Here is a 902-nt window from a genome sequence, read left to right as displayed (position 1 = left end):
GTCCTAAAGCACCATGAATCGAAGGGACAAACGCTTCTAAAAAGGCGTCAACCGCTATAACAAATGACGAAATAATAACCATATAGGTAACCATTCTCACTCTTTGAGGAATAATATTACGGATGAGTGAGGTGATTAATGAACTCATTATAATAACGAACGTAACCGCCATTCCCATCGCAATCGCATTATCAACTCGGTTAGTTACTGCTAATGCAGAACAAAGCCCTAAGGCAGCGATTAAGATAGGATTACTTCTTGATACTCCATCGCGTGATATATTAAACCATTTAGTATACATTATACGTCTAGGATTCATGACATCACCTCTGAGAGATCAAGATTTTCAAATACTTCATTGTGTCTATCGTATTCTTCATTCATAATTGTTTGAAAGTTACTTGAAGTCCGTGTCCCACCAACAATAGCATCGACTTCATTTTCATCATCCATATCCGCATTTCTTGAAATGGTTAACGAAGGATATAATGATTTACCAACATAATTATCTAAATAATCACGTTGTTCGATTACTCCACCTAAACCAGGTGTTTCTTCTTGTTCTAAGATTGTAATATGTTTTATCGTTTCAAAGTCATCTTCTAACGTAACAACCCCAATAATAGGACCCCAAACGCCTTGACCTTCAATTCGGTAACTGATTGCACCACTTTCTTTGTGAACATAGAAAGTAAGGCCATCTTCTTCTATTTCTTCAACCGTATCATTAAAAACATCCGCTAAGTTTGCTTGCGTATAGGATTCATTGTTAGCGTTTAATACGGCTGAATATAAATTTGCTAGTTGATTTTGTTCTATTCGATCTGAAGTTGTTACCTCAACAGTAACCAATAATGCTGATGTGAAAGCACCCATTAAAACTACAAATATAATCATTTTTA

General features: G+C 35.6%; 2 protein-coding genes. Both read right to left on the bottom strand.

Features of this window, described 5'->3' with window-relative positions:
- Positions 1-319 (bottom strand): Rnf-Nqr domain containing protein (locus ABCO64_RS10160; RefSeq protein ID WP_343089373.1); only part of this gene is annotated, 319 nt, incomplete at its 3' end.
- On the bottom strand, positions 316-902 hold a 587-nt coding region (locus ABCO64_RS10155; RefSeq protein ID WP_343089372.1), incomplete at its 5' end, for an FMN-binding protein. The genes ABCO64_RS10160 and ABCO64_RS10155, both read right to left, overlap by 4 nt.

Source organism: Methanocalculus natronophilus, assembly GCF_038751955.1.
GTDB lineage: Archaea > Halobacteriota > Methanomicrobia > Methanomicrobiales > Methanocorpusculaceae > Methanocalculus > Methanocalculus natronophilus.
Note: the sequence above shows the minus strand (reverse complement) of the source record. Positions and strands in the feature narration are given on the sequence as shown.